Origin of the sequence: Streptomyces aurantiogriseus (assembly GCF_014649375.1) — a bacterium.
Classification (GTDB): Bacteria; Actinomycetota; Actinomycetes; order Streptomycetales; family Streptomycetaceae; genus Streptomyces; species Streptomyces aurantiogriseus.
This window is the reverse complement of sequence record NZ_BMSX01000024.1, coordinates 80,720-101,540: the sequence shown is the minus strand read 5'-3', so window position 1 is coordinate 101,540 and position 20,821 is coordinate 80,720. Positions and strand designations below refer to the sequence as shown.

Below are 20,821 nucleotides of genomic sequence, written 5' to 3'. Positions count from 1 at the left end.
AGCAGGTTGGCGAGCACCCGCCCCGGTTGCCCCCACGATTCGGCCACTTCCACGGACTCCACTTCCACGGACTCCGCGTCCACGGTTCACGCCCGCCCGGCGCCGGCGCTCCACGGCGGTCTCCGGCGCGGCCGGCGTCGGACGACCGGCCGCGACGTACGGACGACCGGCCGCGACGTACGGACAACCGGCCGCGACGTACGGACAACCGGCTGCGGCGTACGGCGGACCGGCCACCGCGACACGGCGGCACAGGGCACCGATCACCGCGCCGCCCCGCCCACCCGCTCCTCCGGCCGACTCCGCTCAGGGGTGCGGGCGCGGTCCCGGTGGCCGCTTTCCCGGGCGGCTACCGCCGCCGTGACATGCGCGCCACCTCAGCAGCGGGTCCGGAGAGCCGGCCACGCAGAAACGGGCGAGCTCGGAGAGTGACAACGCCTCTGCCGCCGGATCGTGCGCGGCGCCGCCGCGAAGTCCTCCCGCCACCGTTTCCTTCCCCTCCGCGTTTCCCCAGTTCACAGGCCGTATTCCGGCATCACCGGAGATGGGGTACGCGCCGCGCCTGGTGGGCCGGTTCGGGAGCGGGCACGGTGCTGTCAGCGGGCCGGATCAGCACGGTGAGTGACGGTTCCCGGGGCCCGCGTTCCCTTCCATCCATCAAGGAACGGAGGCATGTTCATGCCCGGAAAGTTCAGCATCGGCATCTCCGTCGCTGCGGCGACGGTCGCGCTCGCCGTGGCGGCACCCGCCGCGCCGGCCCAGCCCGCCGCGCCCGCCGGGGTACGGGTCTCGTGCCCCATCACCGGCGGTGAGCAGAGCGGTCTGCGGAACGTCAAGGCCGAGTTCTTCAACCGCTCGGTGAAGGTGACGGCGACGGTGATCGACGACCAGACCGGCAGCACCCGAGCGCACTTCCGCGCGATCAAGGGCAACGAGGTCCTCGACGAGGCGCTCTCGAACTGGATCGACGACAGCAGGACCCCCGTCACCGTCACCCTGGAGGCGGACCGCCGGGGCGGCGCGGACCGGATCGAGTACTGGACCGAGTCGACCTCGGCCTGGCGCGACAGCACGCACCGCTTCTGCCGACGATGAACCCCGGCGGGGCTCACCCCTCGGTGAGCCCCGCCACCAGCTCATCGGCGGCCCGGTACGGGTCCAGCTCCCCCGTGACGATCCGCTCCGCCAGCGCGCTCAGCCGCCGGTCCCCGTGCAGATCGCCGATCCGCTCCCGCAACGCCGTGACCGCGATCGTCTCCACCTCGCGGGCGGCGCGGGAGCGGCGGCGTTCGGCGAGGATCCCGTGCTCCTCCATCCACGCGCGGTGCTTCTCCAGGGCCTCCACCACCTCGTCGACGCCCTCGGCGCGCGCCGCGACCGTCTTGACGATCGGGGGGCGCCAGTCGCCGGGGCCGCGGGCCTCTCCGAGGCCGAGCATGTGGTTCAGTTCGCGGGCGGTCGCGTCGGCGCCGTCCCGGTCGGCCTTGTTGACGACGTACACGTCGCCGATCTCCAGGATCCCGGCCTTGGCGGCCTGGATGCCGTCGCCCATGCCGGGGGCCAGCAGGACCACGGACGTGTCCGCCTGGGAGGCGATCTCCACCTCCGACTGGCCGACGCCGACCGTCTCGACCAGGATCACGTCGCAGCCCGCCGCGTCGAGGACACGGATCGCCTGCGGGGCCGCCCAGGCGAGGCCGCCGAGGTGGCCGCGGGTGGCCATCGAGCGGATGTAGACGCCCGGGTCCGACGCGTGCTCGGACATGCGGACGCGGTCGCCGAGCAGGGCGCCGCCGGAGAACGGCGAGGACGGGTCGACGGCCAGGACGCCGACCCGCTTGCCCTGCTTGCGGTACGCCGTCACCAGCGCCGAGGTGGACGTCGACTTGCCCACGCCCGGCGAGCCGGTCAGGCCCACCACGTAGGCGTTGCCGGTCAGCGGGGCCAGGGCCGCCATGACCTCCCTGAGCTGCGGGGACGCCCCCTCCACCAGGGAGATCAGCCGGGCCACGGCCCGGGGCCGGCCTTCCCTGGCCTGAGCGACCAGCGAGGAGACGTCCTGCATCACAGCTCCGTTCACGAGAGAGGGGCGTCCAGAAAGCGGGACTCAGGCCTTGGGTACCCGCACGATCAGCGCGTCACCCTGGCCGCCACCGCCGCACAGCGCGGCCGCGCCGACCCCGCCGCCCCGCCGCTTGAGCTCCAGGGCCAGGTGCAGCACGACCCGGGCGCCGGACATACCGATCGGGTGGCCCAGGGCGATGGCTCCGCCGTTGACGTTCACCTTTTCCGTGGACACTCCGAGGTCCTTCATTGACTGGACCGCGACGGCGGCGAAGGCCTCGTTGATCTCGATGAGGTCGAGGTCGGAGACCCCCAGGCCCTCCTTCTTCAGGGCGTGCAGGATCGCGTTGGACGGCTGGGACTGGAGCGAGTTGTCCGGGCCCGCCACATTGCCGTGGGCGCCGATCTCCGCGATCCACTCCAGGCCCAGCTCCTGCGCCTTGGCCTTGCTCATCACGACCACGGCCGCCGCGCCGTCGGAGATCTGGGAGGAGGACCCCGCGGTGATCGTGCCGTCCTTGGCGAAGGCCGGGCGGAGCTTGCCGAGCGACTCGGCGGTGGTCTCCGGGCGGATGCCCTCGTCCTTGCTGAAGACGACCGGCTCGCCCTTGCGCTGCGGGATCTCCACCGGGGTGATCTCGGCCTCGAACAGGCCGTTCTTCTGCGCGGCGGCGGCCCGCTGGTGGGAGAGCGCGGCGACCTCGTCCTGCTCCGTTCGGCCGATGCCGAGCCGCGTGTTGTGCTTCTCCGTCGACTCGCCCATGGCGACGTTCTCGAAGGCGTCGGTCAGACCGTCGTAGGCCATCGCGTCCAGCATCTCGACCGCGCCGTACTTGAAGCCCTCGCGGGACTTCGGCAGCAGGTGGGGGGCGTTGGTCATGGACTCCTGGCCGCCCGCGACGATCACGTCGAACTCACCCGCACGGATCAGCTGGTCGGCCAGCGCGATCGCGTCGAGGCCCGACAGACACACCTTGTTGACGGTGAGCGCCGGGACGTTCATCGGGATGCCGGCCTTGACCGCGGCCTGGCGGGCCGGGATCTGGCCCGCGCCGGCCTGGAGCACCTGGCCCATGATCACGTACTGCACCTGGTCGCCGCCGATCCCCGCACGGTCGAGGGCGGCCTTGATCGCGAAGCCGCCGAGGTCGGCTCCGGAGAAGGACTTCAGCGAGCCCAGCAGACGCCCCATGGGCGTACGCGCACCCGCGACGATCACCGAGGTCGGGCTGTTCGTTCCAGTCATGAGCTGTGATCCCCTTACCGGCCTGCACGGGCCGAGGAGTGAACGAGGGTTTACTTCGAATGTACTGAGTGGCACTCCGTGCCGTCATCGGGCCGTCGGTGTGATCGCGCGCACGTTGCGTAACCACCTCCGGGGCGCTGCACTGAATCCATGCTGACGCGAATCGACCACATCGGGATCGCCTGCTTCGACCTCGACAGGACCGTCGAGTTCTACCGGGCCACCTACGGCTTCGAGGTGTTCCACTCCGAGGTCAACGAGGAGCAGGGCGTGCGCGAGGCCATGCTCAAGATCAACGATACGTCCGACGGCGGCGCCTCGTACCTCCAGCTCCTGGAGCCGACCAGGGAGGACTCCACCGTCGCGAAGTGGCTCGCGAAGAACGGCGAGGGCGTGCATCACATCGCTTTCGGTACGGCGGATGTGGACGGCGACGCCGCCGACATCAGGGACAAGGGCGTACGCGTTCTGTACGAAGAGCCGCGGCGCGGCTCCATGGGGTCACGAATCACCTTCCTGCACCCCAAGGATTGCCACGGAGTACTGACAGAACTGGTCACATCGGCCCCAGTTGAGTCACCTGAGCACTGACCCTCGTACATAGGGGCCGGTAGGGTTGGGGTCGGTCGCCGTTCATGACGGGCGACCGACGTCCTGCCGTCTCGACGGCAGGACCAGCCGGGGTCCGGGTTTCGGGGGACGAGCGTCGGGGCAGCAGCCCGTGCTCCGCCGTTGATCTGACACCATTCCCCGGGGGCCCCGTTCGGCGGATGGACGGAGCTCGTTGGAGAAGCTTGCGACCAGGGGACGGATGGGACCGCGCAGTGCGGGGCTACGAGAGCCAGGAGCGGGAGCCGGCGGCTGACGTCGACCACCTCACTCGGTTCGAAGCCGAGATGAAGCGGCTGAAGACCGAGCGGGAAAAGGCGATCCAGCATGCCGAGGACCTCGGCTACCAGGTCGAGGTGCTGCGCGCCAAGTTGCACGAGGCGCGGCGCACCATCATGTCCCGGCCCGCCTTCGACGGCGGTGACATCGGCTACCAGGCCGAGCAGCTGTTGCGCAACGCGCAGCTGCAGGCGGACCAGATCCGCGCCGACGCCGAGCGCGAGCTGAGCCAGGCGCGGGCGCAGACCCAGCGCATCCTCCAGGAGCACGCCGAGCAGGCGGCCCGGCTCCAGGCGGAGCTGCACGCGGAGGCGGTGGCCCGCCGGCAGCAGCTGGACCAGGAGCTGGCGGAGCGCCGGCAGACCGTCGAGTCGCACGTCAACGAGAACGTGGCGTGGGCCGAGCAGCTGCGGGCCCGCACCGAGTCGCAGGCCCGCCGGCTCCTCGACGAGTCGCGGGCCGAGGCCGAACAGTCCCTGACGGCCGCGCGCGCCGAGGCCGAGCGGGTGGCCACGGAGGCCCGGCAGCGGCTGCAGAGCGAGGCCGAGGCGGCCCGCGCGGAGGCCGAGCAGCTGCTGCGCCGCGCCCGCGCGGACGCCGAGCGCCTGCTGAACGCCGCCTCCACCCAGGCCCAGGAGGCCACCGACCACGCCGAGCAGCTGCGCAGCTCCACGGCGAACGAGTCCGACGCCGCCCGCCGCCAGGCCCAGGAGCTGAGCCGGACCGCCGAGCAGCGCATGGCGGAGGCCGACACGGCGCTGCGCGAGGCGCGCACCGAGGCGGAGAAGCTCGTCGCCGAGGCCAAGGCGGCCGCCGAGAAGGCGCTGCAGAGCGCCGAAACGGCGAACGAGCAGCGCGCGCGTACCGCGAAGGAGCAGGTCGCCCGGCTGGTCAGCGAGGCCACCAAGGAGGCCGAGACCACCAAGGCGGACGCCGAACAGGTCCTCGCCGACGCCCGCGCCGAGGCCGAGAAGGTCCTCGCCGAGGCCGCCGAGAAGGCCCGTACGCTCACCGCCGAGGAGAGCGCGACCCAGCTGTCGAAGGCGGCGAAGACCGCCGAGGACGTCCTGAACAAGGCGCAGGAGGACGCGCAGCGCACCACCAAGGCCGCCGCCGAGGAGGCCGAGCGCATCCGCCGGGAGGCCGAGGCCGAGGCGGACCGGCTGCGGGCCGAGGCGCACGACATCGCCGAGGAGCTCAAGGGCGCGGCGAAGGACGACACCAAGGAGTACCGCGCCAAGACGGTCGAGCTGCAGGAGGAGGCCCGCCGGCTGCGCGGCGAGGCCGAGCAGCTGCGCGCCGACGCGGTCGCCGAGGGCGAGAAGATCCGCGCGGAGGCCCGCAAGGAGGCCGTCCAGCAGATCGAGGAGGCGGCCAAGACCGCCGAGGAGCTGCTGGCGAAGGCCAAGGCCGACGCGGACGAGCTGCGTCAGAAGGCCACCACGGACAGCGAGAAGGTCCGTACGGAGGCCATCGAGCGGGCCACCACACTGCGCCGGCAGGCCGAGGAGACGCTGGAGCGCACCCGCAAGGAGGCCGAGCAGCAGCGCGACGAGGCCGTCGATCTCGCGCAGACCATCACCGACAACGCCGAACAGGCCGCGCGCGAGCTGCGCGAGGAGGCCGAGCGGGCGGTCGAGGCCCGGCGGGCGGAGGCCGCCGAGGAGCTGACGCGGCTGCATTCGGAGGCCGAGCAGCGGCTCGCCGCCGCCGAGCAGGCGCTCACCGACGCCCGGGAGGAGGCCTCGCGGGTCCGCCGCGAGACCGCCGAGGAGACCGACCGGCTGCGTACCGAGGCCGCCGAGCGGATCCGTTCGCTCCAGCAGCAGGCGGAGGCGGAGGCGGAGCGGCTGCGCACCGAGGCCGCCTCGGACGCGTCCGCGTCCCGCGCGGAGGGCGAGGCCATCGCCGTACGGCTGCGGTCGGAGGCCGCCGCCGAGGCGGAGCGGCTGAAGTCGGAGGCGCAGGACACCGCGGACCGGGTGCGCGCGGAGGCGCAGGCCGCCGCCGAGCGGCTGGCCGCCGAGGCGTCGGAGACGCTGGCCGCCGCCCAGGAGGAGGCCGCCCGGCGCCGCCGCGAGGCCGAGGAGCTCCTCGGCGCGGCCCGCCAGGAGGCCGACCAGGAGCGGGAGCGGGCCCGCGAGCAGAGCGAGGAGCTGCTGGCGTCGGCGCGCCGGCGTGTCGAGGACGCGCAGGCCGAGGCCGTCCGCCTGGTGGAGGAGGCCGACCGGCGCGCCACCGAGATGGTGTCGGCGGCCGAGCAGCACGCCCAGCAGGTGCGGGACTCCGTGGCCGGGCTGCACGAGCAGGCCCAGGAGGAGATCACCGGGCTGCGCTCCGCCGCCGAGCACGCGGCGGACCGTACGCGGCGGGAGGCCGAGGAGGAGGCGGACCGGGTCCGCACCGACGCCTACGCCGAGCGGGAGCGGGCCAGCGAGGACGCGAGCCGTGTCCGCCGCGAGGCGAACGAGGAGTCGGAGGCCGCCAGGGCGCTGGCCGAGCGGACCGTCGGCGAGGCGATCGCGGAGGCGGAGCGGCTGCGCTCGGAGGCGGCCGCACACGCCCAGCGGGTGCGCACGGAGGCCTCGGACACCATCGCCCAGGCCGACCAGGACGCGGCGCGCACCCGGGCGGACGCCCGCGACGACGCCAACCGCATCCGGTCGGACGCGGCGACACAGGCGGACACCCTCATCACGGAGGCGCGCGCCGAGGCGGAGCGCCTGCAGACGGAGACCCTCGCCGAGGCCGAGCGGCTGCAGTCCGAGACGGCCGCGGAGGCCGAGCGGGTGCGGGCCGAGTCGGTCGCCAAGGCGGAGAAGCTGATCGGGGACGCGAGCGGCGACGCGGAGCGGCTGCGCGCCGAGGCCGCCGAGACGGTCGGTTCCGCGCGGCAGCACGCCGAGCGGATCCGGATCGAGTCGGAGCGGGTCAAGGCGGAGGCGGCCGCGGAGGCCGACCGCATGCTGAGCGTGGCGCGCGACGAGGCCGACCGGACGCTGGACGAGGCCCGCAAGGAGGCCAACAAGCGGCGTTCGGAGGCGGCCGAGCAGGTCGACACGCTCATCACGGAGACCACCGCCGAGGCGGACAAGCTGCTCACCGAGGCGCAACAGCAGGCGCTGAAGACCACCGCGGAGGCGGAGGCACAGGCCGACACGATGGTGGGCGCGGCCCGCGCGGAGGCCGACCGGCTCGTCTCCGAGGCGACGGTCGAGGGCAACGCCCGGGTGGAGAAGGCCCGTACGGACGCGGACGAGCTGCTCGTCGGCGCGCGCCGGGACGCGACCGCCATCAGGGAGCGGGCGGAGGAGCTGCGCGAGCGCATCACCGCCGAGATCGAGGAGCTGCACGAGCGGGCCCGCCGCGAGGCCGCCGAGACGATGAAGTCGACCGGTGACCGCTGCGACGCGCTCATCAAGGCCGCCGAGGAGCAGCTCGCCAAGGCGCAGGCCAAGGCCAAGGAGCTGGTGTCGGAGGCCAATTCCGAGGCCGGCAAGGTCCGTATCGCCGCTGTGAAGAAGGCCGAGGGGCTGCTCAAGGAGGCCGAGCAGAAGAAGTCCGCGCTCATCAGGGAGGCCGAGGAACTCAAGGCCGAGGCGATTCGCGAGGCCCGGCGCACGGTCGAGGAGGGCAAGCGCGAACTGGAGGTGCTGGTCCGCCGCCGCGAGGACATCAACGCCGAGATCTCCCGGGTCCAGGACGTGCTGGAGGCGCTCGAGTCCTTCGAGGCGCCTTCCTCGGGCAAGGACTCAGGAGTCAAGGCGACGGTGGGCGCGCCTCGATCGGGTGGCAAGTCCTCGGAGGGCTAGCGGATCGGCCGGAATCCGTTGTTGTCTGGGGCCTTTGACCAAGTTTTTGGCAAGCCGTCCGCCGATTGGCCACCCAAAAGGGGTGTCATTCCTCAGATCAAACACGTATCCGCTCGATGACAGACCGCTTCGGCCCCTAGGATTCCACCTATCACCTCACCGGTCTCATTCGACAGGAACCCCATGAGCGACACTTCCCCCTACGGCTTCGAGCTTGTGCGGCGTGGATACGACCGCGCTCAGGTGGACGAACGGATCTCCAAGCTCGTCTCCGACCGTGACAGCGCTCTCGCCCGCATCACCGCTCTGGAGAAGCGCATCGAGGAGCTCCACCTCGAGACGCAGAACGCCCAGGCCGCCGTGACCGACGCCGAGCCGTCGTACGCCGGTCTCGGCGCGCGTGTCGAGAAGATCCTCCGCCTCGCCGAAGAAGAGGCCAAGGATCTCCGCGAGGAGGCCCGGCGCGCGGCCGAGCAGCACCGCGAACTCGCCGAGTCGGCGGCCCAGCAGGTCCGCAACGACGCAGAATCGTTCGCTGCGGAGCGCAAGGCCAAGGCCGAGGACGAGGGCGTCCGGATCGTCGAGAAGGCCAAGAGTGACGCCTCGCAGCTGCGCGCCGAGGCCCAGAAGGACGCGCAGTCCAAGCGCGAGGAGGCCGACGCCCTCTTCGAGGAGACCCGCGCCAAGGCCGCGCAGGCCGCTGCCGACTTCGAGACGAACCTCGCCAAGCGCCGCGAGCAGTCCGAGCGCGACCTGGCGTCCCGTCAGCAGAAGGCGGAGAAGCGGCTCGCCGAGATCGAGCACCGCGCGGAGCAGCTGCGCCTGGAGGCGGAGAAGCTGCGCACGGACGCCGAGCGCCGCGCCCGCCAGACCGTCGAGACGGCGCAGCGCCAGGCCGAGGACATCGTGGCCGACGCCAACGCCAAGGCCGACCGTATCCGTTCGGAATCCGAGCGCGAGCTCGCGGCTCTCACCAACCGCCGCGACTCCATCAACGCTCAGCTGACGAACGTCCGCGAGATGCTCGCCACCCTCACGGGCGCCGCGGTCGCCGCCGCCGGCTCCCCGACCGAGGACGAGCCGATCTCCCGGGGTGTGCCGGCTCAGCAGACCCGGTAGTCACCGAGTACGAGCGAGGTGAGGGGCGGCGGACCTGGTCCGGCCGCCCCTTTCGCATGCGGCCGGCCGCGGCTTTGACGGTTGTTGCCACAGGCGTTGGCCGCTGTTTGCCCGTCCGGGTGGCATCCGCCGCACGTCGGTCATAGCGTGGCCCGCATGATCGAGCTCGAGGGTCTGACCAAGCGGTACGGCGAGAAGGTGGCGGTCGACAACCTCACCTTCACCGTCAGACCGGGCATCGTCACGGGCTTCCTCGGTCCCAACGGTGCCGGCAAGTCCACCACCATGCGGATGATGCTCGGGCTCGACCGGCCGACCGCGGGCGACGTACGCATCGACGGGCAGCACTACGACCGGCTCAAGGACCCGCTGAAGTACATCGGCGCCTTGCTGGACGCCAAGGCCGTGCACGGTGGGCGCAGTGCCTTCAATCATCTGCTGTGCCTGGCGCAGAGCAACGGCATCCCGAGGAGCCGGGTGCACGAGGTGCTCGACACCGTCGGGCTCACCGCCGTCGCGAAGAAGAAGGCGAAGGGGTTCTCGCTGGGCATGGGCCAGCGGCTCGGTATCGCGGGCGCGCTTCTCGGCGACCCGCGGATCCTGATGTTCGACGAGCCGGTCAACGGCCTCGACCCCGAGGGCATCCACTGGATCCGCAACCTGATGAAGTCGCTGGCCGCGCAGGGGCGGACGGTGTTCGTGTCGTCCCATCTCATGAGTGAGATGGCGCTGACCGCCGACCATCTCGTGGTGATCGGCCAGGGGCGGCTCCTCGCCGACACCTCCATGGCCGACTTCATCGCCCGTAACTCGCGGTCCTACGTCCGGATCCGCACTCCGCAGCGCGAGCGGCTGCTCGATGTGCTGCACGCCGCCGGGATCACCGTCGTGGAGACCGGCAACGGCACGCTCGAGGTCGACGGGGACAAATCCGAGGCCATCGGGGAGCTGGCCGCGCAGCACCAGATCGTGCTGCACGAGCTGAGCCCTCAGCAGGCCTCCCTGGAGGAGGCGTTCATGCAGCTGACCGCGGAGTCGGTCGAGTACCACGCGCACACCGACCCGGCCGCGCAGCAGTGGGGCGACAGCTGGAGGAGGGGCTGAGCATGGCGGCGACCCAGGTCATCCGGTCCGAGTGGACGAAGATCCGCTCCGTCGCGTCCACCGTCTGGACGCTCTCCCTCGCCGTCGTCGTCACCATCGCCCTCGGCATGCTGATCTCGGCGCTGTCGAAGAGCGAGTTCGACAACATGAGCCGCACCGAGCGGCTCTCCTTCGACCCGACGTTCATCAGCTTCGCCGGGATGAGTCTCGGTCAGCTCGCGATGATCGTGTTCGGGGTGCTCGTGGTCTCCAACGAGTACAGCACCGGCATGATCCGCACCTCGCTGGCCGCCGTGCCGCAGCGCGGCACCTTCCTGTTCAGCAAGATCGCGGTGGCGGCCGGGCTCGCCCTCGTCGTCTCCATGGCGACCAGTTTCGTCACGTTCTTCCTGGGCCAGGCGATGCTCGGCTCCCACAAGGCGTCGCTCGGCGACACCGGCGTCCTGCGGGCGGTGATCGGCGGCGGCCTCTACATGACGCTGATCGCGGTGTTCTCCATGGGCATGGCCGCGATGCTGCGTTCGCCGATGCTGTCGCTGGGCATCCTGATGCCGTTCTTCTTCCTCATCTCCAACATCCTCGGCAACGTCGACGCGACGAAGAAGATCGGCTGGTACCTGCCCGACCAGGCCGGCAGCAAGATCATGCAGGTGGTCACCCCGATCGACGACGACACGCCGTACGGGCCCTGGGGCGGGCTCGCGATCATGGTGGTGTGGGTGGTGGCGGCCCTCGCGGGCGGCTGTCTGCTGCTGAAGAAACGCGATGCCTGAGGCCTTGGGCTTTACTTGGATTTGAGCGGAACCGTCAGCGCCTCGATATCCTCCTAACCCTTACGGGGGGCGTGCGCCCCGCTGTCCTGAACCTGTCGATGGGTGCGGAGCATGATCGAAGCAGTCGGCTTGACCAAGCGCTACGGCGACAAGACCGCTGTGTACAACCTTTCCTTCCAGGTACGACCGGGGGCCGTCACGGGCTTCCTCGGGCCGAACGGCTCGGGCAAGTCGACGACGATGCGGATGATCCTCGGCCTGGACAACCCGACCTCGGGGACGGTGACGATCGGCGGCTATCCCTACCGCAAGCTGCCGAACGCGCCCCGCCAGGTCGGCGCCCTGCTGGACGCCAAAGCCGTCCACGGCGGCCGGCACGCCCGCAACCACCTGCTGTGCCTGGCCCAGCTCTCGGGCATCCCGGCCCGGCGGGTGGACGAGGTGCTGGGCGTGGTCGGGCTCCAGGACGTGGCGAAGAAGCGGTCCAAGGGGTTCTCGCTCGGCATGGGGCAGCGGCTCGGCATCGCCGCCGCGCTCCTCGGCGACCCCCAGGTACTGCTGTTCGACGAGCCGGTCAACGGCCTCGACCCCGAGGGCATCCTCTGGGTGCGCAACCTGATGAAGTCCCTCGCGGCGGAGGGGCGGACCGTGTTCGTCTCCTCGCACCTCATGAGCGAGATGGCGCTGACCGCCGACCATCTGATCGTCATCGGGCGCGGACAGCTCCTCGCCGACATGAGCGTGAAGGACTTCATCTCGGCGAACTCCGCCGACTTCGCGCGCGTCCGCACCCCGCACACCGAGCCGCAGCTGCGCGAGAAGCTGGCCACCGCGCTCACCGAGGCGGGCGGTCATGTGCTGCCCGAGCAGGACGGCGCCCTGCGTGTCACCGGCCTGGCCCTCCCGCGCATCAGCGACATCGCCCACGACACCGACGTACGCCTGTGGGAGCTGTCGCCGCACCAGGCCTCGCTGGAAGAGGCGTACATGCGGATGACGCAGGGAGCCGTCGACTACCGGTCGACCACCGACCAGAAGGCCGGCCTCCAGCAGCCGCTCCCGCCCGGCGCCCAGCCGCCGATGCCGGTACCGGGCCAGGGCCAGCCCGGCTGGTACGCCCCGCCGCCCCCGCAGCACGGCTACGCCCCGCCGCAGCCCGCCCAGGGGGCCGCACCGGCGCAGTACGGCGCACCCGTCGCGCCGGGCGGAGCCAACCCCTACGCCCAGGCCGCCCCGGCGCAGCCGCCCGCCGCGCCCGCGCACCAGGCACCGTCCGGCCCTCCGGCAGCCGCCGCACCGTCGGCCGCCACGTTGGCCCTCGCACCGCAGGCCCAGCCTCCGGCGGCCCCGCCCGCCCCCGCGCAGGCTTCCGGGTCCTCCGCGTCCGCGGGCCAGGCCCCCGCCGCAGGCGCGGCAGCTGCGGCAGCCGCCCCGGCTCCGCAGGCTCAGGTTCCGGCGGCCCCGGCCGCCGCGCCGCAGGCGCAGCCCGCAGGCGCCCCCGCACCCGCCCCGACCAAGACCGAGGACGCCCGATGAGCACGCCCCAGACCCCGGCTCCGCAGACCGCGCCCGCCTGGCAGGGGGCACCCGGGCCCGCGTACCCCAGCTACACCTCGCCGATCCCCGTCGTGCGCACGCACCTGGGGCACGCCATCGGCTCGGAGTGGACGAAAATCCGGTCGGTGCGCTCCACGATGTGGACGCTGGGCGTGTTCGTGCTGCTCGTCGTCGGCATCGGTCTGGCGACCGCGGCACTGGTCGCCGCCAACGCCGGCGAGGGCGAGCTGTCCGGTGAGAACCCGCTGTCGTTCGGCTTCTTCGGACTGCTCCTGGGCAGCATGTGCATCATCACGCTGGGCGTGCTCACCACCGCCTCGGAGTACGGCACCGGCATGATCCGGACCACCATGGTGGCCTGCCCGTCCCGCGGCCGGGTCCTCGCGGCGAAGGGGGTCGTGTTCTTCCTGGTCGCGTTCGTGGTGACGCTGGTGTCGGCGGTCCTGGTCGCGATGGTGGACGTGGCCCTGCTGCCGGACGCCCGTGAGCCCTCCGGCAGCGAATGGCTGAAGGGCACGCTCGGTGTGTCCCTCTACATCGCCCTGCTCGGGCTGCTGTCCCTGGCCGTCGGCTCGGTCATCCGGCACTCGGCGGGCGCCATCACGATCATGATCGGCCTGGTGCTGGCCCCGCTGGTGATCGCGCTCTTCATGTTCTCGTCGTCCCTGGAGGACCTGCGTCAGGCCCTGTTCGAGTACTCGATCCCCAACCAGCTCAGCGTCTTCTACTCCACGTCGCTGACCGAGACCGGCCCGTCCGGCTGGGACCCGCTGTGGATCGCGCTCGGCGTGACGGCCGCCGCGTTCGCCGGCGCCTTCACGCTGCTGGAGAAGCGGGACGTGTGATCTTCCGGGCCTCGGCCTAGAACCTCGGCGCGTTACGGGACCGCTGCACCCCTGGGGTGCGGCGGTCCCGCGCGTTCCAGCAGGCCTTGTGCCAGTGCCGGCGGTCGTCGACGCCCGCGTGCTCGGGCCAGGCGACGACGTGCGGCACACCGTCCGGGATCATCTGGTCGCAGCCGGGGCAGCGGTACGACTTGCCCTGCGCGCTCGCGCCGGCCACGTGCCGCACGTTCCACTCCTCGCCCTGCCAGCCCACCGTGGACTGCCAGCCGCCGTAACGGCTCGCCCGGTCGTCCTCGGCGCTCCGGCCGGACGAGCCGTCACCCTTGGGTCGGTTGCGACGCGGGGACACGGGACACCTCACGGGGCTATACAGGGAGCAGGGTTGGTGTCCAGCCTACGCGGCGCCGACGGGGGTACCCGTAGGTCGCCGGTCCTCCCAAGTCCCCCTCCGATGTGCCCGATTCTGCAGACAATCCGCAAATCTCCCCACCAGGCCGTGTCCTCGGCACGTGTCAGACGGTTATGCCGAGTGGGGGAGCTCCGTGTCGGGGCCAAGGAAGCAGGAAAGTCCCATGCGTGTTGGAAGTTTCGTGTTGGCGGCCCAGTTCCCGGGGCAGGGCCAGGGGGAGGCGCTGCATCGCGCGGTCCGCTCCGCCGAGGTCGCCGAGGAGGCGGGCCTGGACTCGGTCTGGCTGGCCGAGCACCACTTCGTGCCCTACGGCACCTGCCCGTCCGCGGTCACCCTGGCCGCCTTACTGCTGGGCCGCACCCGGCGCATCCGGGTCGGTACGGCGGTGAGCGTGCTGCCCACCGCCCATCCCGTCGCCCTCGGCGAACAGGCCGCGCTGCTGCATCTGACGAGCGGCGGCCGCTTCTCGCTGGGCGTGGGGCGCGGCGGGCCCTGGGTCGACCTGGAGGTGTTCGGCTCGGGCCTGGAGGCGTACGAACAGGGGTTCCCGGAATCACTCGATCTGCTGGTGCGCTGGCTGCGCGAACCGGCCGTCGGGGCCGACGGCGAGCGATACCGCTTCCGCGACGTCCCGGTCGTCCCCCGGCCGTCGGAGGCCCTGACGGAGACCCAGGGTCCGGAGGTGATCGTCGCGTGCACCTCCCCCGCGAGCGTGCGGCTGGCCGCCGAGCGCGGGCTGCCGATGCTGCTCGGGATGCACGTCGGGGACGAGGAGAAGGCCGAGATGATCGCCCTGTGGCGCCAGCACGCGCGCGCGGCCGGGCGGTCGGCGGAGGAGATCCGCGGTGCGGGCCATGTCTCGGCCGGCGTCTGCCAGATCGCGGACCGGCGCATCGACGCGGTGGAGACGCTGGTGAAGGCGATGCCGGGCTGGCTGAAGCAGGGCCTCGACGCGCATGTGACGGTGGACGGCCGGGCCCGGTCCATGCGGGACCCGGTGGCGTACACCGAACTGCTCTGCGGGCTGCACCCGGTGGGCACCCCGCGGCTGTGCGTCGACCGCCTCGCGGCGACCAGCGAGCGGACCGGCATCTCGCGCTTCGCCCTCCTCGTCGAGGGCTCCGGCGACCTGGCGGCCACGGAGGAGAACGTTCGGCGGCTGGGCTCGGAGGTCCTCCCCCACCTCCGGTGAACGGCCCCGCCGCCGAGGAGCTTGCCGCTCCCGTACCGCTGGCACCTCCCGCTGGAGGAGCGGCAAGCAACAGGCTTTCACTGCCTCAGCAGTCTCGGAACTCCGGAGACTGGTTCAGCACCTGACTGCGGACCGAGGTGAAACGGGCGTGCGTCTCGTCGACCGAGGTGTCCAACGGGAACACCGCCACCCGGTGGCAGTTCTGGAACGCCAGCCGCACGCCGAAGTGTCGCTGCAGGGCGCCGCGAATCGCGTCACTCGCCAGCGCTCGCAACAACTGCCCGCGTGCCTGCTCGTCCGGCGGGGGCGTCTGGTTGTCGGCGAACTGTCCGCCGTCCACCTTCAGCTGGACCACCAGGGAGCTGATCATCTCCCATGCGTAAGGCAGGGAGGTCCGGACGCAGTCGACGAATTCTGCTTCGTCGACCTCGCCTCGCTCGGCCTGTTCGAGTAGGGCCGGTGAGACGTCGAGCGACATGGGTTCTCCTCTCGCACCCCCGAAGCGCAGGGGTTGCCGGACAGGGAAAGGGACTTCGCCATGCAAGAACACCGAGCACGCTGAGTACACGCATCGCGACCTCCCGTTCTCTACCGTAGGCAACGGACCGTGACCGCACCAGGAGAACGGGCACATAGGGACGGCCGGTTGGGCCCACTATCGGCCACTGTCGAACTGAGGTTTTCCAGTTCAAAAGGTGCGCCCCGTAGGGCCCCGGTTGAGGGTGAGGAGGGAAAGACAGGGGACCAGAAGGTGCGACCCGTAGGGCCTCCGTTGAGGGTGGTGGTGGGAGACGGGTGGGCGAATCGCGTGGCCCCTGGGACGTCGAGTAGCGTTGCCGACCATGCGTCTCGTCATCGCCCGGTGCTCCGTGGACTACGCGGGCCGGCTCACCGCCCACCTCCCCTCCGCCCCCCGTCTCATCCTGGTGAAGGCGGACGGCAGCGTCTCCATCCACGCGGACGACCGGGCCTACAAGCCCCTCAACTGGATGTCGCCGCCCTGCACGCTGAAGGAGGGCACCGGCGAGGAGGAAGGCGTCTGGACCGTCGTCAACAAGGCAGGCGAGAAACTGATCATCACCATGGAGGAGATCCTCCACGACTCCTCGCACGAACTCGGTGTCGACCCCGGCCTGATCAAGGACGGCGTGGAAGCACACCTCCAGGAACTGCTCGCCGACCGCATCGAGACGCTCGGTGAGGGCTACACCCTCATCCGCCGCGAGTACATGACCGCCATCGGCCCGGTCGACATCCTCTGCCGGGACGCCGAAGGCCAGACCGTCGCGGTGGAGATCAAGCGGCGTGGCGAGATCGACGGCGTCGAGCAACTCACCCGCTACCTCGAGCTGTTGAACCGCGATCCCCATCTGGCGCCGGTGCGGGGCATCTTCGCCGCCCAGGAGATCAAGCCCCAGGCCCGCGTCCTGGCCACGGACCGCGGCATCGGCTGCCAGGTCCTGGACTACGACGCCCTGCGCGGCATCGAGGACGACAAACTGCGGCTGTTCTGAGCGACGGCACGAGGAATCGGTACGACGACGAGGGCCGGGTCCGGTGGGGACCCGGCCCTCGTCCGTGCCGGGGAAACGCCGGCGGCTCAGATCACCGGGTCCGACGAGTCAGCCGTGGCCGGCGTTCCCGTGCTGCTCTGCGAGGCGGTGGTGGGGCTCACGGGAGCGGAGGAGACGGAGTTGCTGGCCGTGGACGGGACGCTGGAGCTGGGAGACTCGGACGGCCCCGGCGAGGACCCGCTCGGCGAGGGCGACGTCGAGGTACTCGACGAGCCCGAGGGCCGCGGCGACGACGACGTGGACGATGACGGCTTCGGCGTCGGGCTCGACGACGAGGACTCGGTCGGCGTCGGAGACGACCCGCCGCTCCCCGAGCTGTGCGAACTGCTCGCCCCCGGCGTCGGCTCCACCCCCGCCGCCGTCGGATCGTCCGACGTCCCCATCGCCCCGTCCGGCCCCGGATCCGTCGGCCGGCTGGTCGCCACCCCGGTGTCCCCGTTGCCGGTGTCGTCGCCCGGGTTGTCCGCGCCCAGGTCGCCGTCGTCCACGCCGACGCTGGCGGAGGGGGTGACGCCGACCTGGTCGGAGGGGTCGGTGGCGTCGTTGTTGGAGGTCGCGCCGAGCGTGACCACCGTGCCGAGCACGGCGACGAGCAGGGCGCCCGCGCCGGCCGCCACGAGGTTGCGCTTGGCCAGTCCCCGAAGGCCGCCCCGGCCGCGATGGGCGGGGGACGGGGAGGGCCGGCTGGTGACGACGGTGGGGGCGGTGGGCGGAGCCGACGGAAGGGCGGCCGTGATGCGGCGCGGCGCCGGCGCCGGCTCCTCGTGGCGGGCGTCGGGCACCTCCTCGGCGGCCATGAGCGCCGCCAGGCCGGGCACGTCGCCCGAGCGGTCGGCGACCAGGGCGAGGGCGCGGCGGCCGGCGACGGTGCCCCGCTTGTCGGCGAGAGCGCCGCGCAGGCCGACGGAGGCCTCCAGTTCGGAACGGGCCCGGTCGAGCTGTCCGGCGCAGAGCGCGAGGACGCCCAGTTCGTGGTGGAAGTAGGCCCGGTCCGCTGACTCCCCGGCGAGGCGGGCGGCCTCGGCGCCCTCGTGCAGGGCCTGCTCCCAGGCGCTCCAGTGCAGCCCGGCGGCGAAGGCGGGCGCGGCGGTGCGGGCCAGCTGGACCGCGGTGGCCTCCTCGCCCTCGGCGGGCCGCTCGGTGGCCGGGACGGTCACGGCGAGGGCGGCGAGGATCGCGTCGGCCTCCGCGCACACCCGCTCGGGCGTCACCGAGGGGTGTCCGGCCCACCAGGCGTAGTGCTGGGCGGCGGTGTGGGCGCGGGCGGCGACGTCGTCGGCGTATCCGGCGGCCTCCAGCTGGGTCTGCACACCGGCGGCGAGCCGGTAGCGGGTGCCGACCGGGGAGACGAGCCCGCAGGCGACGAGTTCACCGAGGGCGGCGTCGGCGTGGGTGTCGCCGACGAGGGCGGGCAGGTGGGCCTGGTGCGGGACCTCGCCGCCGAGGGCGACGGCGAAGCGCAGGGTGGCGCGGGCCGAGGCGCTGAGGCGGGCGGCGAGCAGCGGGGCGGGCGCGGCGGCCTCGCCCAGCGAGGGCAGGGGTATCTCCTCGCTCTCGTCGGCAGCGGCGTCGAGAGGCGAGGCGAGCGGGCGGGCGTCCTCGAAGACACCGAACTCGTCGACGGCGCCGGCGGTGGCCCGCAGCTGGTCGCGCTGGCGCAGCAGGGCGCCGGCCTGGACGAACCGCAGCGGCAGGCCCTCGGACTCGAACCAGAGGTCACCGGCCCAGTTGGCCTCCTCCTCGGTGAGGACCCGGCCGACGGCGCGCTCGATCACCTCGACGCCGCCCGCGCGGTCGAGGCCGCTCAGGACGACCTCCTCGACGGCGGAGTCGGCGGAGGGCGCCGGGGCGTCGGGGGTCGCGCCGAACAGGAAGGCGCACTCGGGGGTGGCGTCGAGCAGCTCGTCGAGGGCGGCGCCGCCGATCTCCAGGTCGTCGACCACGACGACCGCGCCGATCTCGCCGACGAGGGCACGGAGTTCGTCGTCCTCGGGGCGGTGGAGGGGGGCGTCGTAGACGGCGTGGAAGAGGTCGTGCAGCAGGTCGGCGGTGGTGCGGTGGTAGCCGACGAGGCGGACGACGCCGTCGGGGGCGAGGTCGGCGCAGTCCTCGGCGACGAGGTCGAGCAGGCTGGTGCGGCCGGAGCCGGCGGGCCCGATGAGACAGACGGACCGCCCGCGGGCGAGCAGGCGCACGAGCTGTTCCCGCTCGTCCTGGCGGCCCAGCAGCGGCTGCGCCGGCTGGGCGGGGCCGGCCGGTACGGGAGGCCTGGCCGCGCGGTCGGCCTCGGCGCGCGCCTCGGGCGTGCGCTTGGCGGGCCGTTCGGGCCGCTCGGTGGGCGGGCACAGCTCGATCTCGCTGCCGTCGACGGGGTTGACCGTGAGGAGATGGTCCCCGGAGACGAGGCGCACGGTGCGCGCGAGGGCCGGCGTGTGCTGGCCGAAGTCGGGTGTCAGGGGGTCCCTGGACGGACGCGGGCGCGACGCGTGGCCGTCGCCGTCGTGGCCGTACTCCTCGGGTCCCCGGGTGTTCGGGTCCATGGGTTCAAGCCCCCCAAAAGCGTCGTGTGGCGGTAGCCCCTCCCGGCCTTGCTGCACACTGCGCTGTCGCTTCTGGTCCGGTGCCCGCTCGAGGGCTGCGGGCGGCGGGCAGACGAACGGTAAACCTTCGCACAGTATCTACGACAGTCCGGGGTGGCGCGCCGCCCGAGACGTCACGGTCCGGTCAGGATTGCGCGGCTTCACGTTTCTTCGCGGGTCTCCCGGTCCGTGGGTCTCACACTCCGGGCAGCGACTCCACACGGATACCGCCCTCGATGGCGAGGATCCGGTGCAGCCGGGTGGCCACCAGCAGGCGCTGCATCTGGGGCGGTACGCCGCGCAGGACGAGGCGGCGGCCGCAGCGGCCGGCCCGGCGGTGGACGCCCATGATGACGCCGAGTCCGGTGGCGTCCCAGGAGTCCAGCTCGGACAGGTCGAGCACCAGGTCGCCGACGCCGTCGTCCACCGCCGTGTGCAGGACCGTACGGGCGTCCGCCGCGCTGCGGACGTCGAGGCGGCCCCCGACGACCAGCTCGACGTGGTCGCCCCTGATGTACATAGCGCTCCCCTAAGCGTGCGTCTGGTGCTCCGCGGTGTGATGTCCGGTGTTGCCTCCTCTGACTGCGTGAAGCGGCCGGAGGTTGCCGTCTGTGAGCGAACCGATACCGAATTCACCCGCAGGGGTGAGGCCGGTGGGGCCTGTGCGGTTTCAGCGCTTGTGGAAGCCCTGCCCGCTCGCGCATCCGATCTCACCGGCATCAGCCATCCGGCGCATCGGCTGCCCTCCCCACGGCTCTCGGCCGGACACTAGCGGGCGTGAGGCGCTGTGTGACCGGTTAGTAACGCGTTTCACGTCTCAGGGCGTGAGACGCCGATCACGTCGCCAACTCCTGTCCGATTCATACCGATTGGCCCCGCACTGACCAGCAGTGACGAAGGGAACGGAACGGATCCGGAAGGACGGTCTAGATTGGCCGCATGGTCAATCTGACGCGCATCTACACCAGGACCGGCGACCAGGGCACCACGGCCCTCGGCGACATGAGCCGGGTCGCCAAGACCGACCTGCGGATCGCCGCGTACGCGGACGCGAACGAGGCGAACGCGGTCATCGGTACGGCGATCGCGCTGGGCGGGCTCGACGAGGAGATCGTCAAGGTGCTCACCCGCGTGCAGAACGACCTGTTCGACGTGGGCGCGGACCTGTCGACGCCCGTGGTGGAGAAACCGGAGTTCCCGCCGTTGCGGGTGGAGCAGTTCTACGTCGACAGGCTGGAGGCCGACTGCGACCGCTTCAACGCGGAGCTGGAGAAGCTGCGCTCCTTCATCCTCCCCGGCGGCACCCCCGGCGCGGCCCTGCTGCACCAGGCCTGCACGGTGGTCCGGCGCGCCGAGCGCTCCACCTGGGCCGCCCTGGAGGTCCACGGCGAGGTGATGAACCCCCTGACGGCGACCTACCTCAACCGACTGTCGGACCTGCTGTTCATTCTGGCCCGGACTGCCAACAAGGCCGTGGGCGATGTCCTGTGGGTGCCGGGCGGGGAACGCTGAGGACACCCACCCACGGCCGGGGGTCCGGGGGTTGCCCCCGGAACATGCAGCATTCTGGCCCGGACTGCCAACAAGGCCGTGGGCGATGTCCTGTGGGTGCCGGGCGGGGAACGCTGAGGACAGGCGTGGGCGTGCTGTGTGCCGGGC

General features: G+C 72.1%; 17 protein-coding genes. 11 read left to right on the top strand and 6 right to left on the bottom strand.

Going from position 1 to position 20,821, the window contains the following annotated elements:
* The first annotated feature begins 672 nt into the window (after window positions 1-672).
* A complete protein-coding gene (locus tag IE263_RS38225; protein WP_189942684.1) occupies window positions 673-1,095 on the top strand; it encodes a hypothetical protein in 423 nt (140 codons plus the stop codon).
* 13 nt (window positions 1,096-1,108) lie between these two features.
* Here the strand turns inward: IE263_RS38225 and meaB are convergent, their stop codons facing one another.
* Together meaB and IE263_RS38215 are read right to left on the bottom strand one after the other, a co-directional pair.
* Entirely contained in the window at window positions 1,109-2,065 is a 957-nt protein-coding gene (gene meaB / locus IE263_RS38220; protein ID WP_189942683.1) for a methylmalonyl Co-A mutase-associated GTPase MeaB, read from the bottom strand.
* 42 nt (window positions 2,066-2,107) lie between these two features.
* On the bottom strand, window positions 2,108-3,310 hold the full coding sequence (locus IE263_RS38215) for an acetyl-CoA C-acetyltransferase (protein WP_189942682.1): 1,203 nt from the start codon (window positions 3,308-3,310) through the stop codon (window positions 2,108-2,110).
* A gap of 150 nt (window positions 3,311-3,460) precedes the next feature.
* Between IE263_RS38215 and mce the strand changes: the two genes are divergently transcribed.
* The 7 genes from mce to IE263_RS38180 all read left to right on the top strand — a co-directional run bounded on the left by mce (window position 3,461) and on the right by IE263_RS38180 (window position 13,408).
* Complete coding sequence (gene mce, locus IE263_RS38210; protein WP_189942681.1) at window positions 3,461-3,901, top strand: methylmalonyl-CoA epimerase; 441 nt, start codon at window positions 3,461-3,463, stop codon at window positions 3,899-3,901.
* Window positions 3,902-4,134: 233 nt separating this feature from the next.
* Entirely contained in the window at window positions 4,135-8,010 is a 3,876-nt protein-coding gene (gene scy / locus IE263_RS38205; protein WP_189942680.1) for a polarized growth protein Scy, read from the top strand.
* 183 nt (window positions 8,011-8,193) lie between these two features.
* Window positions 8,194-9,129, top strand: coding sequence for a coiled-coil domain-containing protein (locus IE263_RS38200; RefSeq protein WP_189942679.1), 936 nt, complete (start codon window positions 8,194-8,196; stop codon window positions 9,127-9,129).
* 156 nt (window positions 9,130-9,285) lie between these two features.
* The gene (locus tag IE263_RS38195) at window positions 9,286-10,233 is read left to right on the top strand and encodes an ABC transporter ATP-binding protein (protein WP_189942678.1); all 948 of its coding nucleotides are present in this window, start codon (window positions 9,286-9,288) and stop codon (window positions 10,231-10,233) included.
* Window positions 10,234-10,235: 2 nt separating this feature from the next.
* Window positions 10,236-11,006, top strand: coding sequence for an ABC transporter permease (locus tag IE263_RS38190; protein WP_189942677.1), 771 nt, complete (start codon window positions 10,236-10,238; stop codon window positions 11,004-11,006).
* Window positions 11,007-11,117: 111 nt separating this feature from the next.
* On the top strand, window positions 11,118-12,542 hold the full coding sequence (locus tag IE263_RS38185) for an ABC transporter ATP-binding protein (protein WP_189942676.1): 1,425 nt from the start codon (window positions 11,118-11,120) through the stop codon (window positions 12,540-12,542).
* Window positions 12,539-13,408, top strand: a complete 870-nt coding sequence (locus IE263_RS38180) for an ABC transporter permease (RefSeq protein ID WP_189942675.1) — start codon at window positions 12,539-12,541, stop codon at window positions 13,406-13,408. The genes IE263_RS38185 and IE263_RS38180 overlap by 4 nt, the downstream gene beginning before the upstream one ends.
* A 16-nt stretch (window positions 13,409-13,424) precedes the next feature.
* Here IE263_RS38180 and IE263_RS38175 read toward each other — a convergent pair whose 3' ends face one another.
* Window positions 13,425-13,757, bottom strand: a complete 333-nt coding sequence (locus IE263_RS38175) for an Rv1322 family protein (RefSeq protein ID WP_189942674.1) — start codon at window positions 13,755-13,757, stop codon at window positions 13,425-13,427.
* 223 nt (window positions 13,758-13,980) lie between these two features.
* On the opposite strand from IE263_RS38175, the gene IE263_RS38170 reads away from it, so the two are divergent.
* Window positions 13,981-15,009, top strand: coding sequence for an LLM class flavin-dependent oxidoreductase (locus IE263_RS38170; protein WP_189942673.1), 1,029 nt, complete (start codon window positions 13,981-13,983; stop codon window positions 15,007-15,009).
* 85 nt (window positions 15,010-15,094) lie between these two features.
* Here IE263_RS38170 and IE263_RS38165 read toward each other — a convergent pair whose 3' ends face one another.
* Window positions 15,095-15,487, bottom strand: a complete 393-nt coding sequence (locus tag IE263_RS38165; RefSeq protein WP_189942672.1) for an SCO5389 family protein — start codon at window positions 15,485-15,487, stop codon at window positions 15,095-15,097.
* A 364-nt stretch (window positions 15,488-15,851) separates the two neighbouring features.
* Here IE263_RS38165 and nucS point away from each other — a divergent pair, with 364 nt between their 5' ends.
* The gene (gene nucS, locus IE263_RS38160; protein ID WP_103780022.1) at window positions 15,852-16,523 is read left to right on the top strand and encodes an endonuclease NucS; all 672 of its coding nucleotides are present in this window, start codon (window positions 15,852-15,854) and stop codon (window positions 16,521-16,523) included.
* Between the two features lie 86 nt (window positions 16,524-16,609).
* Here the strand turns inward: nucS and IE263_RS38155 are convergent, their stop codons facing one another.
* Entirely contained in the window at window positions 16,610-19,123 is a 2,514-nt protein-coding gene (locus IE263_RS38155) for an ATP-binding protein (RefSeq protein WP_189942671.1), read from the bottom strand.
* A 235-nt stretch (window positions 19,124-19,358) separates the two neighbouring features.
* Entirely contained in the window at window positions 19,359-19,682 is a 324-nt protein-coding gene (locus tag IE263_RS38150; RefSeq protein ID WP_189942670.1) for an STAS domain-containing protein, read from the bottom strand.
* 419 nt (window positions 19,683-20,101) lie between these two features.
* Here IE263_RS38150 and IE263_RS38145 point away from each other — a divergent pair, with 419 nt between their 5' ends.
* Window positions 20,102-20,674 (top strand): cob(I)yrinic acid a,c-diamide adenosyltransferase, encoded by a 573-nt coding sequence (locus IE263_RS38145; protein WP_189942669.1) that lies wholly within the window; start codon window positions 20,102-20,104, stop codon window positions 20,672-20,674.
* Window positions 20,675-20,821 lie beyond the last annotated feature (147 nt).